Below are 912 nucleotides of genomic sequence, written 5' to 3'. Positions count from 1 at the left end.
TCCAGTAAGACTCACGGGAAGCCGATGTTCCGTCGTACGTTTTGAAAAACGAGCCAGGGAGTGTGTCTGTATGGCAAGTCTAACCGGAGTATCCGGGGAGGCACAGGGAAACCGACATGGCCGCAGGGCTTTGCCCGAGGGCCGCCGTGTTCAAGCGCGGGGAGCCACACGGACACGACCCGAATCCGGACGATCTACGCATGGACAAGATGAAGCGTGCCGAAAGGCACGTGGAAGTCTGTTAGAGTTGGTGTCCTACAATACCCTCTCGTGATCTATGTGTAGGGGTGAAAGGCCCATCGAGTCCGGCAACAGCTGGTTCCAATCGAAACATGTCGAAGCATGACCTCCGCCGAGGTAGTCTGTGAGGTAGAGCGACCGATTGGTGTGTCCGCCTCCGAGAGGAGTCGGCACACCTGTCAAACTCCAAACTTACAGACGCTGTTTGACGCGGGGATTCCGGTGCGCGGGGTAAGCCTGTGTACCAGGAGGGGAACAACCCAGAGATAGGTTAAGGTCCCCAAGTGTGGATTAAGTGTAATCCTCTGAAGGTGGTCTCGAGCCCTAGACAGCCGGGAGGTGAGCTTAGAAGCAGCTACCCTCTAAGAAAAGCGTAACAGCTTACCGGCCGAGGTTTGAGGCGCCCAAAATGATCGGGACTCAAATCCACCACCGAGACCTGTCCGTACCACTTATACTGGTAATCGAGTAGATTGGCGCTCTCATTGGGTGGAAGCAGGGATGAGAATTCCTGTGGACCGATGAGTGACGAAAATCCTGGCCATAGTAGCAGCGATAGTCGGGTGAGAACCCCGACGGCCTAATGGATAAGGGTTCCTCAGCACTGCTGATCAGCTGAGGGTTAGCCGGTCCTAAGTCATACCGCAACTCGACTATGACGAAATGGGAAAC

1 rRNA gene is annotated in these 912 nt (G+C 55.3%); it reads left to right on the top strand.

The annotated features are described in order from the left end of the window. Positions 1 to 912, top strand: a 23S ribosomal RNA gene (locus NDI54_RS21405); the annotation flags it as partial.

The organism is Haloarcula terrestris, from assembly GCF_031624315.1.
GTDB classification, from domain to species: Archaea; Halobacteriota; Halobacteria; order Halobacteriales; family Haloarculaceae; genus Haloarcula; species Haloarcula terrestris.
This window is presented reverse-complemented; position numbering and strand designations above follow the sequence as displayed.